This is a genomic window from Nocardia sp. bgisy134 (genome assembly GCF_057708325.1).
On sequence record NZ_JBYIRW010000053.1, the window covers coordinates 1 to 1919 of the forward strand.

General features: G+C 65.3%; 1 protein-coding gene. It reads right to left on the reverse strand.

Annotation, left to right across the window (positions count from 1 at the left end):
- Window positions 1-1919 (reverse strand): type I polyketide synthase (locus AC3ERS_RS36515; protein WP_431972723.1); only part of this gene is annotated, 1919 nt, incomplete at both ends.

Here is a 1919-nt window from a genome sequence, read left to right on the forward strand (position 1 = left end):
GCACCACACGACCGGACACCACACCGGGAATCGTTTCGCCGCGACCCAACGCTTGTGTACCGGCCCGCAGGCCATCGCCTTCGGGTGACAGCACCACGGCCCGGTGGTCGAACAACACTCTCGAAGTCACGAGCGAGAAGCCGATGTCGATCGAGTCGTGGTCGTCGTCGATATGCGATACCAGGCGCCTGGTCTGCTCGGCAAGCGCCTCGCCACTGCGCGCCGAGACCACCCACGGCAGCACGCCACCGGCCGGGACGGTCTTGGCCACCGGCACGGCAGCCGGGTCAGCTGTCGGGGCCTGTTCGACGATGAGGTGAGCGTTGGTGCCGCTGAGGCCGAACGAGGACACACCGGCACGACGCGGCCGATCCACCTCCGGCCACGCCACCGCCTCGGTCAGCAATCGGATGTGGCCTTCGGACCAATCGACCTTTGTGGAGGGCTGATCGACGTGCAGGGTCTGCGGCAGCAGCCCGTGCCGCATCGCCATCACCATCTTGATCACACCACCCACACCCGCCGCGGCTTGGGAATGACCGATGTTGGACTTCAACGACCCCAACCACAACGGACGATCCGCATCACGATCCTGCCCATACGTCGCCAGCAGCGCCTGCGCCTCGATCGGATCACCCAACGTGGTACCCGTACCGTGGGCCTCCACCACATCCACCTCGACCGGCGACACCCCCGCATTCGCCAGCGCTTGACGGATCACTCGCCGCTGCGAAGGACCATTGGGCGCGGTGAAACCATTCGAAGCGCCATCCTGGTTCACCGCCGAACCCGCAACCACCGCGAGAACTTCATGACCATTGCGGCGGGCGTCGGACAACCGCTCCAACACCAACATTCCAGCGCCCTCGGACCAGCCCACACCGTCGGCGGCGTCAGCGAAGGACTTGCACCGCCCATCCGGGGCCAGCCCCCGCTGACGGCTGAATTCGAGGAACATATCCGGGGTGGCCATCACGGCGACACCACCGGCCAACGCCAGATCACACTCGCCCGACCGCAACGACTGCGCGGCCAAATGCAGAGCCACCAATGACGACGAGCACGCCGTATCCACCGACACCGCCGGGCCTTCCAGCCCGAGCGTGTAGGCGATGCGACCGGAGACCAGACTTCCGGCAGTGCTGCTACCGGTGCCGGTTCCCTGGGCGTAGTCGTGGTACATCACACCGGTGAAGACACCGGTCGAACTGCCACGCAGCACAGCCGGATCCACACCGGCCCGCTCCAACGCCTCCCACGACACCTCCAACAGCAACCGCTGCTGGGGATCCATCATCGTGGCTTCGTTAGGGCTGATCCCGAAGAAGTCCGCATCGAAATCGGCGGCCGAATAGAGGAATCCACCCTGGCGGGTGTAGGTCCGCCCCGCCTTGCCGGGCTCCGGATCGTAGATGCCTTCGATATCCCAGCCACGATCCACCGGCAACTCACCGGTGGTATCGATGCCCGAGACGACCAGTCGCCACAGGTCCTCCGGCGAGGCGACACCACCGGGGTAGCGGCAGCTCATCGCCACCACCGCAATCGGGTCGTCGCCAACAGTTCTGCTGGCAGTGACCTCGATGTCCTGATTTGTGCCTGTCAGCTGGGAATCGATGAAGTCAGCAACGATCTGCGGGTTGGGCTGATCGAAGACGAGGGTGGCCGGTAGTTGCAGGCCGGTCGCAGTGTTGAGCCTGTTACGGAACTCGATTGCCCTCAAAGAGTCGAACCCCAGCTGCTGGAACGCTTGCTGGGGTTCGACAGCATCGAGAGAAGCGTGCCCGAGGACCTCGGCAGCGACCGATCGGACCAGGTCGAGCAGAGCGCTCTTGCGAGCGGTGTCAGAGAGACCCGCCAGCTTCTGCGCGAATGCCTGACCTGCCGGGGTTCGACCGTGGCGGCGCACCGGGACAGGG